The sequence below is a fragment of the Paraburkholderia sp. RL17-383-BIF-A genome (genome assembly GCF_046028015.1).
Taxonomy (GTDB): domain Bacteria; phylum Pseudomonadota; class Gammaproteobacteria; order Burkholderiales; family Burkholderiaceae; genus Paraburkholderia.
The window spans coordinates 73,562-90,063 of record NZ_JARESR010000006.1 but is presented as its reverse complement, the minus strand read 5'-3'; the positions used below and the strand labels follow the sequence as shown (position 1 = coordinate 90,063).

At 64.9% G+C, this 16,502-nt stretch carries 16 protein-coding genes; 7 read left to right on the top strand and 9 right to left on the bottom strand.

The features are described 5' to 3' along the window. Window positions 1-5 precede the first annotated feature (5 nt). The 8 genes from P0D71_RS09310 to P0D71_RS09275 form a co-directional block, all read right to left on the bottom strand. Window positions 6-1,202 carry a 5-(carboxyamino)imidazole ribonucleotide synthase gene (locus tag P0D71_RS09310; protein ID WP_091799393.1) on the bottom strand — a complete coding sequence of 399 codons (1,197 nt, stop codon included), beginning with the start codon at window positions 1,200-1,202 and terminating at the stop codon, window positions 6-8. A gap of 112 nt (window positions 1,203-1,314) precedes the next feature. Beyond that, complete coding sequence (gene purE, locus P0D71_RS09305; RefSeq protein WP_007180510.1) at window positions 1,315-1,833, bottom strand: 5-(carboxyamino)imidazole ribonucleotide mutase; 519 nt, start codon at window positions 1,831-1,833, stop codon at window positions 1,315-1,317. Window positions 1,834-2,027: 194 nt separating this feature from the next. After that, a complete protein-coding gene (locus P0D71_RS09300; RefSeq protein WP_091799390.1) occupies window positions 2,028-2,918 on the bottom strand; it encodes a phosphoribosylaminoimidazolesuccinocarboxamide synthase in 891 nt (296 codons plus the stop codon). 131 nt (window positions 2,919-3,049) lie between these two features. Beyond that, entirely contained in the window at window positions 3,050-4,114 is a 1,065-nt protein-coding gene (fba, locus tag P0D71_RS09295; RefSeq protein WP_091799387.1) for a class II fructose-bisphosphate aldolase, read from the bottom strand. A gap of 221 nt (window positions 4,115-4,335) precedes the next feature. After that, window positions 4,336-5,772 (bottom strand): pyruvate kinase, encoded by a 1,437-nt coding sequence (pyk, locus tag P0D71_RS09290; RefSeq protein ID WP_091799384.1) that lies wholly within the window; start codon window positions 5,770-5,772, stop codon window positions 4,336-4,338. 454 nt (window positions 5,773-6,226) lie between these two features. Further along, window positions 6,227-7,420: a phosphoglycerate kinase gene (locus tag P0D71_RS09285; protein ID WP_408186550.1), complete on the bottom strand. Its 1,194-nt coding sequence runs from the start codon at window positions 7,418-7,420 to the stop codon at window positions 6,227-6,229. Window positions 7,421-7,692: 272 nt separating this feature from the next. Beyond that, window positions 7,693-8,016, bottom strand: coding sequence for an AzlD domain-containing protein (locus P0D71_RS09280; protein WP_091799378.1), 324 nt, complete (start codon window positions 8,014-8,016; stop codon window positions 7,693-7,695). After that, window positions 8,013-8,759: an AzlC family ABC transporter permease gene (locus tag P0D71_RS09275; RefSeq protein WP_408479783.1), complete on the bottom strand. Its 747-nt coding sequence runs from the start codon at window positions 8,757-8,759 to the stop codon at window positions 8,013-8,015. The genes P0D71_RS09280 and P0D71_RS09275 overlap by 4 nt, the downstream gene beginning before the upstream one ends. 218 nt (window positions 8,760-8,977) lie before the next feature. Here P0D71_RS09275 and P0D71_RS09270 point away from each other — a divergent pair, with 218 nt between their 5' ends. The 6 genes from P0D71_RS09270 (at window position 8,978) to P0D71_RS09245 (ending at window position 13,940) form a co-directional block, all read left to right on the top strand. Beyond that, on the top strand, window positions 8,978-9,901 hold the full coding sequence (locus P0D71_RS09270; protein ID WP_408186551.1) for a branched-chain amino acid transaminase: 924 nt from the start codon (window positions 8,978-8,980) through the stop codon (window positions 9,899-9,901). 62 nt (window positions 9,902-9,963) lie between these two features. Further along, window positions 9,964-10,158 (top strand): zinc-finger domain-containing protein, encoded by a 195-nt coding sequence (locus P0D71_RS09265; RefSeq protein ID WP_042321180.1) that lies wholly within the window; start codon window positions 9,964-9,966, stop codon window positions 10,156-10,158. Between the two features lie 370 nt (window positions 10,159-10,528). Further along, window positions 10,529-11,554: a lipopolysaccharide heptosyltransferase II gene (gene waaF, locus P0D71_RS09260; protein WP_091799373.1), complete on the top strand. Its 1,026-nt coding sequence runs from the start codon at window positions 10,529-10,531 to the stop codon at window positions 11,552-11,554. Between the two features lie 167 nt (window positions 11,555-11,721). Continuing rightward, window positions 11,722-12,168, top strand: a complete 447-nt coding sequence (locus P0D71_RS09255) for a nuclear transport factor 2 family protein (RefSeq protein WP_091799370.1) — start codon at window positions 11,722-11,724, stop codon at window positions 12,166-12,168. A gap of 40 nt (window positions 12,169-12,208) precedes the next feature. Next, window positions 12,209-13,372, top strand: a complete 1,164-nt coding sequence (locus P0D71_RS09250; RefSeq protein WP_408479782.1) for a YheT family hydrolase — start codon at window positions 12,209-12,211, stop codon at window positions 13,370-13,372. Continuing rightward, a complete protein-coding gene (locus P0D71_RS09245) occupies window positions 13,365-13,940 on the top strand; it encodes a DUF2946 family protein (protein WP_091799367.1) in 576 nt (191 codons plus the stop codon). The genes P0D71_RS09250 and P0D71_RS09245 overlap by 8 nt, the downstream gene beginning before the upstream one ends. A 74-nt stretch (window positions 13,941-14,014) precedes the next feature. Here the strand turns inward: P0D71_RS09245 and P0D71_RS09240 are convergent, their stop codons facing one another. Further along, window positions 14,015-15,724 (bottom strand): M48 family metalloprotease, encoded by a 1,710-nt coding sequence (locus P0D71_RS09240; protein WP_408479781.1) that lies wholly within the window; start codon window positions 15,722-15,724, stop codon window positions 14,015-14,017. 272 nt (window positions 15,725-15,996) lie between these two features. Here P0D71_RS09240 and moaC point away from each other — a divergent pair, with 272 nt between their 5' ends. Continuing rightward, window positions 15,997-16,476, top strand: coding sequence for a cyclic pyranopterin monophosphate synthase MoaC (gene moaC, locus P0D71_RS09235; protein ID WP_408479780.1), 480 nt, complete (start codon window positions 15,997-15,999; stop codon window positions 16,474-16,476). The last annotated feature ends 26 nt before the right edge of the window (window positions 16,477-16,502 follow it).

Sequence of the window (16,502 nt, the reverse complement as noted above, 5' to 3'; positions counted from 1 at the left end):
TCGTGTCAGCCCGTGATGATGTGCAGGAGACGCGCGCAATCGCGCGCAGCCGTGCGAGCTTCTTCGAGCGTAGCGGCCGTGAAGTTCACGTGGCCCATCTTCCGGCCACAACGCGCCTCCTCCTTGCCGTACAGATGCAAACGCGCTGCCGGCATCGCGGCGACTTCCTGCCACGGCGGCGTGACGGCCGGGCGCTTCGGGCCGTCGGGAAACCACACGTCGCCGAGAATGTTCAGCATTACCGCCGGCGAGTGCTGGCGCGTGTCGCCAAGCGGCATGCCGGTCATGGCGCGCACCTGCTGCTCGAACTGGCTGGTCGCGCAGGCGTCGACGGTGTAATGGCCGGAGTTGTGCGGACGCGGCGCCATTTCATTGGCGACCAGCGAACCGTCTTCGAGGATGAAAAACTCGACGCACAGCACGCCCACGTAGCCGAGCTTGTCGGCGATTTGCAGCGCGGCCTGTTGCGCTTGCTGGACCAGTGTCGGGCTCGCGTCCGGCGCCGGGACGATGGTGTGCGACAGCACGCCGTCGCGATGCGTGTTCTGCGCAAGCGGATAGACCACCGAGGCGCCGCTCGCCGCCCGCGCGATCAGCGCGGACACTTCGAACTTCAACGGCAAGCGCTTTTCCAGCACGCAGGGCACGCCGGCGAGCGAAGCATGCGCCTCGCGCACTTCCTCGGCGTTGCGCACGCGAATCTGGCCTTTGCCGTCGTAGCCGAGGCGCGCGGTCTTGAGAATACCCGGCAGCACGGCTTCGAGCCTGGCGTCGTCGAGTGCGGCCAGCGCGTCCGACGATTCGATCACCACGTGCGGCGCGACCGTCACGCCCGATGAGGCGATGAAGCGCTTCTCGGCAATGCGGTCCTGGGCCACGGCGACGCAGCGGCCGGCCGGACTCACGAAGGTGGTCCGCGCGAGGAAATCGAGGCTCGCGGCAGGCACGTTCTCGAACTCGGTGGACACTGCGGCGCACAGCCGCGCGAGTTCGGTCAGCGACGCTTCGTCGGTGTATGCCGCACGCAGATGGCGATCGGCGACGGCGCCCGCCGGACTGTTTTCGTCCGGATCGAGCACGGCGACGCGATAGCCCATGGCCTGAGCGGCAAAACAGAACATGCGGCCGAGCTGGCCGCCACCGACCATGCCAAGCCATGCGCCGGGCAGAATCGGTGAAACCGGTGTGTTGTCTGGGTTCATCTTAGTGGTCGGTCGCGGCCGGGTGCTGTGTGCAATGCGTGCTTGCAATGCGATGGCAGGCACCCGGCCGGGGGTCTGACAGGGAACGTCTTCAAGCAATCAGTCTGTGCGCTTACAGCGCCGGCAGCACCATGGCGTGGGCCGCTTCATTCTGGCGCACGCGGAATGCAGCCAGCTTTTCCGCATACTCGTTGCTCGTGCCGCTCAGGAGCGACACGGCGAACAGCGCCGCGTTCGCCGCGCCGGCTTCACCAATCGCAAACGTGGCAACCGGCACGCCCTTGGGCATCTGCACGATCGAATGCAGCGAATCGACGCCCTTCAGGTACTTGCTCGCCACCGGCACGCCGAGCACCGGCACCGTGGTCTTGGCGGCCAGCATGCCCGGCAGGTGCGCCGCACCGCCCGCGCCCGCGATGATCGCGCGAATGCCGCGCTCGCGCGCGCTTTCAGCATAGGCGAACATTTCGTCGGGCATGCGGTGCGCGGACACGACCTTGGCTTCGTAGGGCACGCCGAATTCCTGCAGAATGGCCACGGCGTTTTTCATGACTTCCCAGTCGGAACTGGAGCCCATCAGCACGCCGACAACCGGCGCGCCATGCGTGTGGGCGGTTTGAGCTTCACTCATCTTACGGCTTCCTTGTTTCTTGAGAGCGCCCCCGGGACCGTCGCTTCGCGCCGGGTTCCGGGAGGGCGATCCCTCAATCCCTCAAGGCGTCTTCCTTCGGGGCGAGGGACTTTCTTTGGCGAGGGACTTCCCGCGCAGCGGCACCCCTGCGGCGGCCTTTTCTCAGGCTGCGCAAATCCAGGCGGTGCGCGTAATCAGGCGAGCTTATGTCCGGTCAGGCGCTCGAGCGCTTCCTGATACTTCTCGCCCGTCTTCGTGACCACCTCGTCCGGCAGCTTGGGCGCCGGCGGCTCTTTCTTCCACGGCTGGGTTTCGAGCCAGTCACGCACGAACTGCTTGTCGAACGACGGCGGGTTGGTGCCGACCTGGTACTGGTCCGCCGGCCAGAAACGCGACGAATCCGCGGTCAGCGCCTCGTCCATCAGGTACAGCTTGCCGTGGTTGTCCAGACCGAACTCGAACTTCGTATCCGCGATGATGATGCCGCGCGTGGCCGCGTAATCAGCGGCTTCCTTGTACAGCTTGATCGAGATGTCGCGGATCGTGGCCGACAGTTCGGTGCCGATGCGGCGCTCCATCTCGTCGTATGTGATGTTTTCGTCGTGGTGGCCCATTTCGGCCTTGGCCGCCGGCGTGAAAATCGGCTCGGGCAGCTTCTGCGCGTTCTGCAGACCCGGCGGCAGTTCGACGCCGCACACCGAACCGGTTGCCTGGTAGTCTTTCCAGCCGCTGCCGGCCAGATAGCCGCGCACCACGGCTTCGACGAGGATCGGCTCGAGGCGCTTCACCACCACCGCGCGGCCCTTGACCTGCTCGACTTCGTCTGCCGCCACCACGGATTCGGGCGCGACGCCCGTGAGGTGGTTCGGCACCACGTGCTTGAGTTTTTCGAACCAGAAGTTCGCCATTTCGTTGAGCACGCGGCCCTTATTCGGAATCGGCTCGCCCATGATGACGTCGAACGCCGACAGACGGTCGGTCGTGACGATCAGCAACTGGTCGTTGCCCACCGCATAGTTGTCGCGGACTTTACCGCGGCCGAGCAACGGCAGCGAGCGGAGCGTGGATTCGTAGAGGGTAGACATCGTCGTGGTTCGCTAAAAGTGAGGCAAAAAGTGTGACCGGAACAAAAGGGAAACGCCGTTCCCCGGATGATGCGGGAACGGCGATCTAACGACAACCTGGCCAAACGGCCAGGCGCAGACATAGTGATAGCTTAGCGGACGACTTGCGCGAGCTCGCCCGATTTGTACTTCTCCGCGATTTTATCAAGCGTGACCGGCTTGATCTTGCCGGCCTGGCCTTCACAGCCGAATTGCGTGTAGCGCTCGATACATATCTTCATCGCCGCTTCGCGCGCCGGCTTCAGGTAGTCGCGCGGATCGAACTTGCCCGGGTTGGTCGCCATGTAGCGGCGGATCGCGCCGGTGATCGCCAGACGCAGGTCGGTGTCGATATTGACCTTGCGCACGCCGTTCTTGATGCCTTCCTGGATTTCCTCGACCGGCACGCCGTAGGTTTCCTTCATGTCGCCGCCGAATTCGCGGATTTCAGCCAGCAATTCCTGCGGCACCGACGACGAACCGTGCATGACCAGGTGCGTGTTCGGAATGCGCTGGTGAATTTCCTTGATGCGCTGGATCGACAGAATGTCGCCCGTGGGCTTTTTGCTGAATTTGTACGCGCCGTGCGACGTACCGATCGCGATAGCCAGCGCGTCGCACTGGGTCAGCTTGACGAAGTCGGCTGCCTGCTCCGGATCGGTCAACAGTTGCTCGCGCGTCATCGTGCCTTCCGCGCCGTGGCCGTCTTCCTTGTCGCCCTTCATGGTTTCCAGCGAACCGAGCACGCCCAGTTCCGCTTCCACCGTGATACCGATCGAATGCGCCGCTTCCACGACCTTGCGCGACACCTCGACGTTGTACTCGTACGATGCGACTGTCTTGCCGTCGGCTTCGAGCGAACCGTCCATCATCACGCTGGTGAAGCCGCTGCGGATTGCAGCCATGCAGACCGCCGGCGACTGGCCGTGATCCTGGTGCATCACGACCGGAATATGCGGATACGATTCGACCGCGGCTTCGATCAGGTGGCGCAGGAACGCCTCGCCCGCGTACTTACGCGCGCCGGCCGATGCCTGCATGATGACCGGTGCGTTGACCTTGTCGGCCGCCGCCATGATCGCCTGCACCTGCTCAAGGTTGTTCACGTTGAATGCCGGCAGGCCGTAGCCATTTTCAGCGGCATGGTCCAGCAGTTGACGCATTGATACGAGAGGCATGCTTAACTCCTTAGATTGAAACGAATTCTTGTGCCGTCGGCATCTTTTGGGCGATTTTATCGCGAAGCAAGCCGCATACCCGTTCACACCTTCCCTAAAGCGCGGAGCGGTCCTACCCGCTGCAACGCGCGATTGGAGCCGGTGCGCCGCCTCTCGCGGGGCATGGCAGCCTGCTTCGCCCAATCAACTGCGTGCCGATCGAGCCATGGGGGTCGATCCGATCAATACGGCTCGCCCACCCGTACGATCTTCAGCGTATTCGTACCGCCGGCTTGCCCCATCGGCTCGCCGACAGTCAGCACCACCATATCGCCGCGCGACGCGTAACCCTTGCTCACCACGGTTTCCAACGCCTGCTGCAACGCAGTGTCGCGGTCGGTGTTGGTGTCCAGGTGCAGCGACGTCACGTTGCGATACAGCGCCATGGCCCGTTCGCTGCCGACGCGCGGCGTGAGCGCGAAGATCGGCACGTGGGTCGAGTGACGCGACATCCACAGCGCGGTCGAACCGGATTCCGTCAACGCCACGATCGCCTTCGCACCCAGATGAAACGCGGTGAAGAGCGCGCCCATGGCGATCGACTGGTCGATCCGCGTGAACGTGCGGTCGAGGAAATCCTTGTCCAGCTCCGACTGCTCCGACTTCTCGGCTTCGATACAGATCGCCGCCATGGTCTCGATGGTCTGCACCGGATACTTGCCCGCCGCCGATTCCGCCGACAGCATCACCGCGTCCGTGCCGTCCAGCACGGCATTCGCGACGTCCGACACTTCGGCGCGGGTCGGCACCGGCGCGTGGATCATCGACTCCATCATCTGCGTGGCGGTGATCACGAACTTGTTCGATTCGCGTGCCATACGAATCATGCGCTTTTGCAGCGCCGGAACTGCGGCATTCCCCACTTCCACGGCCAGATCGCCGCGCGCCACCATGATGCCGTCTGATGCGTCGAGAATCCCTTGCAGCGCCGGAATGGCTTCCGCACGCTCGATTTTGGCGATCATCTTCGGCTTGATGCCGAACGGCGCGCCGGCGATGTTCGCCAGCTGGCGGGCCATTTCCATGTCGGTGGCGTTCTTCGGGAACGATACCGCGACATAATCGACGCTGAGCGACATGGCGGTGCGAATGTCTTCCATGTCCTTGGCGGTCAGCGCGGGAGCGGACAGGCCGCCGCCCTGGCGGTTGATGCCTTTGTTGTTCGACAGCTCACCGCCGATCTTGACGACCGTGTGGATCTCGTTGCCGATCACACGCGAGACGTCCAGCACGATCAGGCCGTCGTTGAGCAACAGCACGTCGCCCGGTTTCAGGTCGCGCGGCAGGTCCTTGTAGTCGAGACCGGCGCGTTGCTCGTTGCCGAGTTCGCAGTCCGCGTCGAGCACGAACGGCTCGCCGGCGACCAACATGATCTTGCCGTTTTCAAATTTGCCGACCCGGATCTTCGGGCCTTGCAGGTCCGCCATGATGGCGACTTCGCGGCCGGCCTGGCGGGCCGCCTCGCGCACGAATTCGGCGCGCTGGCGGTGGTCGTCGGCGGTGCCGTGCGAGAAATTGAGCCGCACCACGTCCAACCCTGCCTGAATCATTTGCAGCAGGATTTCCGGCGTATTGGAAGCCGGTCCGATGGTAGCGACAATCTTGGTGGCGCGATGCATGAGTCTCCTCGTCTGGGTGAGATCGCTGGAAAGAGCGCTGCGAGTCGGATGCGGAGGCTGCGCACCGAAGGATGCTGCCGGGGGCTGCGCGCCGGTTGAAACCAGCGTCGCTTTATGGGGTGAAGCGGTATTCGAGACCAGCACGGGGCGCGCTGGTGGGGGGACGAGTTCTTCGTCGGGGAGTTCTGCGGACGGCGAGGCGGTCTCTCCAGCATCTGCGCTGGACAATTCCGCTGCCTCACTGACAGTGGTCAACTCCGCGAACGCGAGGGACGCCCGGGATACTTCCTGCTGCTGGCTAGCTGAACCGACCGCGGCATCAACCGCGGACTCGAGCGCTGCCGGCGTGGCCGCGGAGCGCGCCGCGCGCTCCCCTGCCGATTCTGCCGCGAGATTGCGCGGCTTGCCGCCGCGCGCTTTTGCAGACTTTGCCGTTGGGGAGCGCGTCGCCACGTTAAGCCCGCGATTCCAGAACTTCGACCGCCGGCAGCTTCTTGCCTTCGAGGAACTCGAGGAAAGCGCCGCCGCCTGTCGAGATATAGCTGACCTTGTCGTGGATGCCGTACTTGGCGATCGCAGCGAGCGTATCGCCGCCGCCGGCAATCGAAAACGCCGCCGATTTGGCGATGGCGTCCGCCAGCGTCTTCGTGCCGTTGCCGAACTGGTCGAATTCGAACACGCCGACCGGACCGTTCCACACGATCGTGCCGGCCTTTTCCAGTTGCGCGGCGAGCACCTTGGCCGTTTCCGGCCCGATGTCGAGGATCAGGTCGTCGTCCTGAACGTCGGCGACTGCCTTGACTTCGGCCTTGGCGGTCGGCGAAAACTCCTTGGCCGTGACCACGTCGGTCGGGATCGGCACGGAGGCGCCGCGGGCTTTCGCGGCGTCGATGATGGCTTTGGCTTCGTTCACCAGATCGGCTTCGGCGAGCGACTTGCCGATCTTCAGGCCCGCGGCCAGCATGAACGTGTTGGCGATGCCGCCGCCCACGATCAGCTGATCGACCTTGTCGGCGAGCGACTTCAGAATGGTCAGCTTGGTCGACACTTTCGAGCCGGCCACGATCGCCACCAGCGGACGCTTCGGCGCGCCGAGCGCCTTGCCGAGCGCTTCGAGTTCGGCCGCGAGCAGCGGGCCGGCACATGCGACGGGCGCGTACTTGGCGATGCCATGGGTAGTGGCTTCGGCGCGGTGCGCCGTGCCGAATGCGTCGTTCACGTAGATATCACAGAGCTTCGCCATTTTTTGCGCGAGCTCGTCGGAATCTTTCTTTTCGCCCTTGTTGACGCGGCAGTTTTCCAGCAGCACGACCGAGCCCGGCGCGACGTTCACGCCGTTTTCGACCCAGTTCGCCACCAGCGGCACGTCACGGCCGAGCAGTTCGGCCAGACGCCTGGCGACCGGCGCGAGCGAATCTTCCGGCTTGAAGTCGCCTTCGGTCGGGCGGCCCAGGTGCGACGTGACCATCACGGCGGCGCCTGCGTCGAGCGCTGCCTTGATCGCCGGCACGGAGGCGCGGATACGGGTGTCTTCGGTGATGTTGCCTTGATCGTCCTGCGGCACGTTCAGATCGGCGCGGATGAACACGCGTTTGCCGGATAGCTTGCCTTCGGCGATCAGATCGGAGAGACGCAATACCTTGTTCATGGGCGTGTGTGTGCGAGTTGATGGAAAGGCGTTGGCGGACGGCGCGCGGCACTCGAACGCGGCGAACTCCAGCGCTCAGGCACGGTAGCGGCTCCACTGAGTCGGGTGCCGGCGGCTGGGCCGCGGCTTCGCGCGCCTTGCAGCGGCGCGGTTATCCCGGAAACGACCATTTTAACTGATCCACACTGCCTTCTGACCCGCACCTCGGCGAATGTCCCGTATTTGAAGGATGCGACGCGCATGCCGCGACGCAACATTTCCTGCCTCGCCAGCTACATGAAGAGGCGCAATAAGGTGAAGACGACCATTCCGACGACAATCGTGCCGAGCATGGTGCGCCGCCACAAAAACCACGCGAGACCCGCCAGCGTGGCGTAGAACTCATGGTTCGACAGCGCGAAAGACAGGCCGTCGGGCGTGGCCAGCACATCCGGCAACACCACGGCGGCCAAGGCCGCGGCCGGCGCATAGCGCAGCATGCGCTGAACGCGCGCCGGCAAAACGGTGCGCTCGCCGCCGATTAGAAACATCGCGCGTGTCACGGCGGTGACGAAGGTCATGCCGAAAATGGCCAGCCAGATCTGCGTGGACGTCATCGGGAACCTCCGGCGTTGTTGCGGATGCGGCGCAGGTCCGCGCGCTCGACCATCAGGTCGGCGGCGCTGCCCGCGACGATCGCCGCGATCACCGCGAGCGGCAGCGCGAGCCGGTACGGCAGGTCGAACGCGAGCAGCGACACCACGCCGGCAATCGTGACCGCGACCAGCGTGGAGCGCGTCGCGATCGCCGACACCATGATGGGCAGCAACGCCAGCGTGCCCGCGAGCGCGAGGCCCCAGTTGTCCGGAATCAGGCTCGCCAGCAGAATCCCGGCGATCGACGACACCTGCCACGACAGCCAACTGCACAGCGCCATGCCCCAGTAGTACGCCTCCTTGCCGGGCACATAGCCGGTCGGAAAGCTTTTCTTCTGGAACAGCAGGTAGATCACGTCGCCGTTGAAATAGCCGAGCACAATGCGCCGCCACATCGACAGATAGGAAAAATGCGGCGCCAGACCGACGCTGAAGATCACGAAACGCGTATTCACCATCGCCGCGGTGAGCAGCACGGTCCAGACCGGCAGCTTGGCGGCGAGCAGCGGCAGCACCGCCAGTTGCGACGAACCGGCATAGCACAGCAGCGACATGGTGAGCGCCTGCGGCAGCGTCAGCACCGACTTGCTCATGGCAATGCCGGTGACGAGGCCCCAGGAGAAAATCGCCATCAGCGTGGGCGAATAGTCGCGCGCGCCCTGGCGGAAGGCACGGCGATCTGTTTCTGACAGGCGAGCGAGCATGAAGCGAAACGCGGGCGCCAAAGGCGTCGCAATGAAGGGAAGTCGGCGCCAGGTCGTCAAGCACCCGCTGGCGCATCCGGATTTGATTTATGCGTGCGCTGGATTATAGCGTCCGGAATGTGCCCAAATGCCCGTTCCGTGTGCAAAAGACGCTAAAATGCTGGTCTTGGCGATACCTGCCATAGCTACGCCTAACAACGCACCTGCTGGAGAATCGTATGTCAATGGCCGACCGTGACGGCAAGATCTGGATGGATGGCAAGCTCATCGACTGGCGCGATGCCAAGATCCACGTGCTCACCCATACGCTGCATTACGGCATGGGCGTCTTCGAGGGCGTACGCGCCTACAAGACGGTAGACGGCAGCACCGCGATATTCCGGCTGCAGGAACACACCAAGCGTCTGCTGAACTCGGCCAAGATCTTCCAGATGGACGTGCCGTTCGACCACGCAACGCTCGCCGCCGCGCAATGCGAAGTGGTTCGCGAAAACAAGCTCGAGTCCTGCTATCTGCGCCCGATCATCTGGGTCGGTTCGGAAAAGCTCGGCGTCTCGGCCAAGGGCAACACCATCCACGTGGCGATCGCGGCCTGGCCGTGGGGCGCGTACCTCGGTGAAGACGGCATCGCCAAGGGCATTCGCGTGAAGACCTCGTCGTTCACGCGCCATCACGTGAACGTGTCGATGGTCCGCGCCAAGGCGTCGGGCTGGTACGTGAACTCGATCCTCGCCAACCAGGAAGCCATCGCCGACGGTTACGACGAAGCGCTGCTGCTCGACGTGGACGGCTACGTGTCGGAAGGCTCAGGCGAGAACTTCTTCCTCGTGAACAACGGCAAGCTGTACACGCCCGACCTGGCGTCGTGCCTCGACGGCATCACGCGCGACACGGTCATTACGCTGGCGCGCGACGCGGGCATTCAGGTGATCGAAAAGCGCATCACGCGCGACGAAGTCTATACCTGCGACGAAGCGTTCTTCACCGGCACCGCCGCCGAAGTCACGCCGATCCGCGAACTCGACAACCGCACGATCGGCTCGGGCGCACGCGGGCCGATCACCGAAAAGCTGCAATCGGGCTTCTTCGACATCGTGAACGGCAAGAGCGACAAGTACGCGCACTGGCTCACCAAGATTTAACGCGCGCGGCGCCGGTGTGAACCGGCGCAACGCACGCCCCCTGCATACAACGAGAATCCCTCATGAGCGAAATCAAGGAAATGCCGCTGGTCGAACTGTCGGCAAAAGACCTGCCGGCTTACTGCCCGAACCCGGCCATGCCGCGCTGGAGCGCCCATCCGCGCGTCTTTATCGACGTCACGCACGGCGAAGCCAAGTGCCCGTACTGCAGCACGCGTTACAAGCTGCGCGACGGCGAAGTGGTCAGGGGTCATTGAACACGGCGCACTGAGCATTGATTGCTTGTGGCGCCGCTTGCCAGGCCGAGCGCCCGCTTTATTGCGGGCGAGGTGGCAGGCGGTGTGGCGCGATTGCGCTGCGGGGTTCGCTTCGTAACCGGCTGCACGTGTCACGGTCTGGTTCGTGGTTCGACGGGCCAGTGCCGGTCATGCAACCGGCGGTGACCACGCCGGCGCGAACGCGCGGCGCGGGCCGAAAGCAGGCGCGCCACAGCAGGGCCGCCTCCGCGGTGCTTCCGGGCATGCCGGACGCGCGCCACGCGGGTCGCGGCCTTTCCCTTTTTACCTATCCGAATGCCACGCGCACAATTCGCGCGGGGCTTCGTTTCGACACCGGACACTCATTCTGATGCGTCGCGCGTTGGTTATCGCACCGAACTGGATCGGTGACGCATTGATGGCGCAGCCGCTGTTTGCGCGCCTCGTTAAATTGCATCCGCGCATCGTCATCGACGCGGTCGCGCCCTCGTGGGTCGCGCCTGTCCTCGAACGCATGCCGGAAATCCGCGACGTCTACGCCACCGATCTCGCGCACGGCAAGCTGCAAATGCTGCGCCGCTGGCAGTTGGCGAGCGACCTGCGCGACGTGGGCTACGACGCCGCCTACGTGCTGCCGAACTCGCTCAAGTCGGCGCTGATTCCGTGGATGGCGGGGATCAGGCTGCGCATCGGCTACACCGGCGAAAGCCGCTATGGCCTGTTGAACGTGCGCCACGCGAATCCGCGCAAGGACGAGCGCCCGCCCATGGTGGGCCAGTACGCCGCCCTCGCCTACGCGCCCGGCGCCAAGTTGCCCGACGACCTGCCGATGCCGCGCCTCGACGCGGACCTGAACGAAGCGTCGCGCGTCTCGGCGCGCTTCAATCTGGATACGCGCGTGCCGCTGCTGGTGTTCTGTCCGGGCGCCGAATACGGCCCCGCCAAGCGCTGGCCGCCCGAGCACTTCGCGGCGCTTGCGCAGATGGTGGGTCAGTCGTTCCCCTACACGCAGATCGTCGCGCTCGGTTCGCCGAAAGATGCGCCGCTCGCGCAGGCTATCGCCGAGAAAGCGCCTAACGTGCGCAACCTGTGCGGCCAGACCGCGCTGGGCGAAGCATGCGCGCTGATTTCGCGCGCCAATGCGGTCGTCACCAACGACTCCGGGCTGATGCACGTGGCCGCCGCGCTGCGCCGGCCGCTGGTAGCCGTGTACGGTTCGACCGATCCGCGCCACACGCCGCCCTTGTCCGAGCTTGCGAAGGTACAATGGCTTCATCTCGAATGCAGCCCCTGTTTTGAGCGCGAGTGTCCGCTCGGTCATCTGAACTGCCTGAAGCAGTTGAGCGCCGAGCAGGTATTTGGCGATTTGCGCGGCATGTTGCTGGCGCAACGCTAAACGCCGCTGATACTTGCACGCAACACCGCACGCCCCTGAGCGCGTCGCGTCATGTTCGCGCCTTGCGGCGCGGGCATTCTGGCGCTCGGGTGCGATTGTCCGGTTCCGGGCTGTCCCGCTGACCGCTGCCTTGCAACCGCGCGCCGCGCACAAGAGACTGACGAGCCATGCCACGTTTTGCCCATATCTTCGAAGCCGCCGCCGATACGCTGAACGCCTATTACCAGGCCGTCGCCGAGGTGAATATCGACAGCTTGATGGGTCTGTGGATCGATGAAGAGTTCGTCAGTTGCATCTGCGCCGACGGTTCCCACCTGCACGGCCTCGACAGCATTCGCGCCGGCTTGCAGGTCCAGCTCGAAGCCGCGCCCGTTTCCATCGAACCGCTCGACATCCGCGTCTACGACAGCCTCGGCACCGTGGTCTACGCGATTGCCGAAGCGCACCGCCCGGCCGATCCGAAGGCCACGCCGGCCATGGTGTTCACCACTTACGTGATGGTCCACGAACGCGGCGAATGGCGCATCGCGCATATTCACGCGAGTCCTATGCCCAATGAGGCCGCCAGCCAGTTCGCCACGAAAATGCGGCATGGCCAGGGGTCGCTGCACTGACGCGCGCCGCGCGTTTTACTTTTTGCGTTTTGAAGCAGGTATGAGCACGCCCCGCAGGCAGTCCCCGGCACCGACGGAAGTCCCCTCGCGCAATTCGGGAACGGCGCACGACAAATCCGCTTCTTCCGGCACCGCGCGCGCCGCGGCCGCGGTCGAGGCTGCCGTTGACGCCGCGGTCGAGGCCACCGTCGAGCTGCTCTACCGTGCGCCGCTCTGGCTGCCGAACCGGCACGCGCAGACTATCGTCCCGTCATTGTTCGCACGCCGCCCCGCGGTCTCGTTTCGACGCGAGCGCTGGGACACGCCCGACGGCGACTTCATCGATCTCGACTGGGTGGAGCACGACGCGCAGGCCCGATCAGCGCTCGCGCCCGGTGCTGCGCGTCGGGTTCCCGCCGACACCGCCCCGCTCTTCGTGCTGTTTCACGGTCTGGAAGGCAGTTCGGGTTCGCACTACGCCGCCTCGTTGATGGCGGCCGCGCGCGAGTGCGGCTGGCACGGCGTCGTGCCGCACTTTCGCAGTTGCAGCGGACCGCTGAACCGGATGCCGCGCTTCTACCATCTCGCCGACAGCAACGAAGTCGACTGGATTCTGCGGCGTTTGCGCGCCGCGCATCGCGGGCCGGTCGTTGCGGCCGGCGTGTCGCTTGGCGGCAATGTGCTGCTGCGCTGGCTCGGTGAGCGGCGCGAAGACGCGGCGTCGGTGATCTCAGCCGCCGCGGCGATTTCGACGCCCATCGACGTGCATGCCGGCGGCCGCGCGTTGTCGCAGGGCTTCGGGCTCGTCTACACGCGCAGCTTCCTGAAAACGCTCAAGCAGAAGGCCGAGCAGAAGCTGGTCCAGTTTCCGGGCCTGTTCGACCGTGACGCAATGCTGGCGAGCCGCACCATGTACGAGTTCGACAACGTGGTGACCGCGCCGCTGCACGGCTTTCGCAATACCGATGAGTACTGGAGCACGGCGACCACGCGCCCGTTGCTGCCGCATATTCAGGTGCCGACGCTGGTGCTGAATGCGCGCAACGACCCGTTCCTGCCGGCTGAAGCATTGCCGTCGCGGCATGAAGTGTCGGCGGCGGTGGAACTCGACCAACCCAGGCACGGCGGCCACGCCGGCTTTATGACCGGGCCGTTCCCGGGCCGCATCGACTGGCTGTCGCGGCGCGTGTTCGGCTATCTGGAGCGGCACCTCGATCATGGATGACATCGTCAAGCAGGCCTTGGCCAAGTGGCCAAACGTACCGAGTTGCACCGGGTGGCTGATGCTGGATAGGCGCGGCAACTGGCGCATGCGCGACGAGGCCGCCCAGGCAAGCGGAACGCCCGGCACGCCGATTCGCCACGAAGCGTTGCTCGGGTTCATCAACCGGAATTACGACGCCGACGAGCAAGGGCAGTGGTTCTTCCAGAATGGCCCGCAGCGCGTATATGTCGAACTGGGCTATACGCCGTGGGTGGTGAGGTTGTCGGCCGATGCCGGCGGCGCGCTCGCATTGCAGGATCAGGCCGGCGGCGCTTTCGAGCCCGCAGCCGTGTTCGTGGATGAAGAAGGCGGGATTCTGTTCACCGACGGCTCAGCGCCACCGAAAGTCGCGGTCTTGCACGATCATGATCTAGAGGTGTTCTCCGATCATGCAACGTTGGCGGACGACTCGATGAGCGGCGAGTTTCGCTGGAACAATCAGGTCGTGTTGCCGTTGCAGGCTGTAAGGCGGGGCGATGTTGCCGGGCACTTCGGGTTCGTGCCGAGTCCGGCCGCCTCAGCCGCTTAAGCACCCTACCGGCTCGCGCCGCAGCTGATTCCTGCGAGCGAGGCCGGATCAACGCGGCGAAGCTCAAGCGAGACCTAACTCTTTTCGTCCAGCCGCTCCTCCTTATAGCGGCTTTCCATCTCATGCAGTCGCGCGTCGACGGTTGCGAGGTCGTAGTAGCCAATCGCCTTCAGATCGCGCGCGTCCTTCAGTTGGCGGATCGCCGAAGGCCACGCGCCTTCGAGCGCGAACTTCTCAGCCATCGCGCGATGCCGCGTCAACGCATCGCCCGTGCCGGCACTGGCCTGCGCGAGATACAGCCACCAGGCAGGCTGATCGGGCTGGGCCCGCGTCTCTTTCTGCGCGAGCGCCTGGGCATCGGCAAAGCGGTGCAACGTCAGCAAGGTGCGGATATGCATGTCGATCGCGGCGTTCGACTGCGGCCAGCGTTTCTGCGCGAACTCGGCCAGACGAGCGGCCTCGTCGTCGCGCCCGGCACGCCGCGCGATGTCGGCGGCCAACACGTCGAGGCTCGGCGAACTCCGCGCAACTCCGCCCTCGGCCCGCTCGCCTGCCGCGAACGTGGCGCGACACGACGCCAATGACGCCAGCGCGTCGTCGTAACGCTCGAGCAGCATCTGCCCATACGCAATGCCATACCAGTTCGCCGCCACGTTGACCGCCGTGCGGTCCTCGATCTCGGAGCGCAAGCGCGAAATCTCATCCCCGTACTCGCTGCGCGACTGGTCTTGCAGCAAACGCGAGCGAGCGCGCACAAAACCGTACTCGGCCGATTGATGCGGTTGCCGGTAAGGCGCGCGGCGCGCACGGTCTTCCATGTCGGCGATCCGTTCGCCGGTCAGCGGATGAGTCCGCGCGTAGGCCGGCACGCCGGTGTCGCTCATTGCGGCGCGATCGAGGCGGCCGAAGAAGGTCGTCATCGCGTAGGGATCGTAGCCGGCGCCGGCGAGCAGCAGAAAGCCGACGCGATCCGCCTCGTGTTCGGCGGAACGCGAGAAACGCAACTGGTTGTCGACCGCATACGCCTGACCGCCGATCGCGATCGCGCTGCCCAGATCGCCACTATGCGCGAGCACGCCGGCGAGCACGCCGAACAAGAGGCCGGCGAGCGCCGCGTAGGTGCTGCGTTCGCCGGCCGTGATCATGCGCGAAATATGGCGCTGCAAGACGTGTCCCATTTCGTGGCCCAACACCGACGCGAGTTCGGATTCGGTCTGCGTCGCCACAATGAGGCCGGTGTTCACGCCGATAAAGCCGCCCGGCAGCGAGAAGGCGTTGATCTGCGTGTCGCGCACCGCGAACAGATCGAAGTCCGGACGATACCCGCCGATGTAGAGCGCGCTCGCCGCCGCGGCAAGTTTCGCGGCGACCGAGTTCAGGTAGTCGCGCACCAGCCAGTCGTCGAGATAGTCGGGGTCGCGGCGCAGTTCACGCATCACGCGCTCGCCGAGCTTGCGTTCAGCCTGCGGCGTGAGCGAGCCTGAACCACCGTTGCCGAGATCGGGCAATTGCTGCGTGACGATCGGCGCCCGCCAGTTGGTGTTCGCACCGGAATTGCCGGACAAGCGGCTCTGCGCCCCGCCGTACACGCCGAACACGCCTTGCGCGATATCGGACGGAATGAGCGGATCGCCGTAGACATCGGCCGGGCCGCTGACCAGCGGCGGCTCGGCGGATAGCGTGCTGGGCGCCAAGCCCGACACACCCTGAGATTGCGCAGACGCGCCCGGCGCCGTCGCCAGCGCGACAGACAGCAACGCAGCAAGGAACCGTTTCGGACGCATCACGAGGTCGATATGACGAGGTCGAAAAACGAAGCCCGCCGCTCGGACTAAGTTAGCGGGCATAGAACGATTGTAATCAGTCGTCACGCGAGTTCGGGTGATTCACGTCACGGTGACTGGCGTGGACCTGGCGCTCCCAACCGCTCGCTGCGCGGCATAATCCACATGAGTGTCGCCGATGACGCCCTTGCGCATCGGCCCGCACAAACGCGCTGCTGCCGCCGCCGGGCTGCGCCGCTGCTATGATAGGCGCCCTTTGAAGGAGCCCAACCATGCCTGAACTCACTCATTTCGACGCCGCCGGCCACGCGCATATGGTGGACGTCGGCGGCAAGCAGGAGACCAAGCGCATTGCGGTTGCGCGCGGCTCGATTCGCATGCTGCCGGAGACGTTCGCCCTGATCCGCGACGGCAACGCCAAGAAAGGCGACGTGATCGGTATCGCGCGAATCGCCGCGATTCAAGGTTCGAAGCGCACCGCCGATCTGATCCCGCTCTGTCATCCGCTCGCGCTGACGCGCGTGAAGGTGGATTTCGAACTCGATGAAACGCTGCCGGGCGTGCATTGCACGGTTCAGGTCGAAACGCTTGGGCGAACGGGCGTGGAGATGGAAGCGCTGACTGCCGTGCAGGTCGGGCTGCTGACGGTGTACGACATGTGCAAGGCGGTGGATCGTGGGATGACGATTACTGACGTGAAAGTGCTGGAGAAGCACGGCGGGAAGTCGGGGGATTGGGTGGCGGGGAGTTGACGGCTATTGTCGGCGGCGCGCCCCTG

What these genes read in the sequence shown, in the direction of transcription:
- P0D71_RS09310 (WP_091799393.1), bottom strand. Translation starts at nt 1,202, where the DNA reads ATGAACCCAGACAACACACCGGTTTCACCGATTCTGCCCGGCGCATGG.
- purE (WP_007180510.1), bottom strand. Translation starts at nt 1,833, where the DNA reads ATGAGTGAAGCTCAAACCGCCCACACGCATGGCGCGCCGGTTGTCGGC.
- P0D71_RS09300 (WP_091799390.1), bottom strand. Translation starts at nt 2,918, where the DNA reads ATGTCTACCCTCTACGAATCCACGCTCCGCTCGCTGCCGTTGCTCGGC.
- fba (WP_091799387.1), bottom strand. Translation starts at nt 4,114, where the DNA reads ATGCCTCTCGTATCAATGCGTCAACTGCTGGACCATGCCGCTGAAAAT.
- pyk (WP_091799384.1), bottom strand. Translation starts at nt 5,772, where the DNA reads ATGCATCGCGCCACCAAGATTGTCGCTACCATCGGACCGGCTTCCAAT.
- P0D71_RS09285 (WP_408186550.1), bottom strand. Translation starts at nt 7,420, where the DNA reads ATGAACAAGGTATTGCGTCTCTCCGATCTGATCGCCGAAGGCAAGCTA.
- P0D71_RS09280 (WP_091799378.1), bottom strand. Translation starts at nt 8,016, where the DNA reads ATGACGTCCACGCAGATCTGGCTGGCCATTTTCGGCATGACCTTCGTC.
- P0D71_RS09275 (WP_408479783.1), bottom strand. Translation starts at nt 8,759, where the DNA reads ATGCTCGCTCGCCTGTCAGAAACAGATCGCCGTGCCTTCCGCCAGGGC.
- P0D71_RS09270 (WP_408186551.1), top strand. Translation starts at nt 8,978, where the DNA reads ATGTCAATGGCCGACCGTGACGGCAAGATCTGGATGGATGGCAAGCTC.
- P0D71_RS09265 (WP_042321180.1), top strand. Translation starts at nt 9,964, where the DNA reads ATGAGCGAAATCAAGGAAATGCCGCTGGTCGAACTGTCGGCAAAAGAC.
- waaF (WP_091799373.1), top strand. Translation starts at nt 10,529, where the DNA reads ATGCGTCGCGCGTTGGTTATCGCACCGAACTGGATCGGTGACGCATTG.
- P0D71_RS09255 (WP_091799370.1), top strand. Translation starts at nt 11,722, where the DNA reads ATGCCACGTTTTGCCCATATCTTCGAAGCCGCCGCCGATACGCTGAAC.
- P0D71_RS09250 (WP_408479782.1), top strand. Translation starts at nt 12,209, where the DNA reads ATGAGCACGCCCCGCAGGCAGTCCCCGGCACCGACGGAAGTCCCCTCG.
- P0D71_RS09245 (WP_091799367.1), top strand. Translation starts at nt 13,365, where the DNA reads ATGGATGACATCGTCAAGCAGGCCTTGGCCAAGTGGCCAAACGTACCG.
- P0D71_RS09240 (WP_408479781.1), bottom strand. Translation starts at nt 15,724, where the DNA reads ATGCGTCCGAAACGGTTCCTTGCTGCGTTGCTGTCTGTCGCGCTGGCG.
- moaC (WP_408479780.1), top strand. Translation starts at nt 15,997, where the DNA reads ATGCCTGAACTCACTCATTTCGACGCCGCCGGCCACGCGCATATGGTG.